The 256-nt window shown below is 42.2% G+C and carries 1 protein-coding gene; it reads left to right on the forward strand.

The window, feature by feature from the left end:
* Positions 1-100 precede the first annotated feature (100 nt).
* Positions 101-256, forward strand: a 156-nt coding sequence (locus tag ACX6XY_RS30400) for a flagellar basal body protein (protein WP_460337942.1), incomplete at its 3' end; no start/stop codon positions are given.

A 256-nucleotide genomic window follows, 5' to 3' on the forward strand; every position in this document is an offset into this window, starting at 1 on the left:
GAACATATGGTGGATGTTATTACGGGGCACCACGCGGAAACACAAGCAGAAAATAATATGATGATAAACGAGACTTTTTAAGTAAACGGAGGGATTTTTTGTGCGTTTAAGTGATTTTAATACGTCATTATCGGGCATGTCAGCGGCGCAAATCGCTAATATGGTCGCTCAGCAAAATATTAGTAATATGAATACGCCGGGGTACATTAGGCAAGCTGTGGATCAGACAGCAGTTTACGGTGACGGTGGTCTACTT

This window comes from Streptomyces sp. O3 (assembly GCF_054788135.1).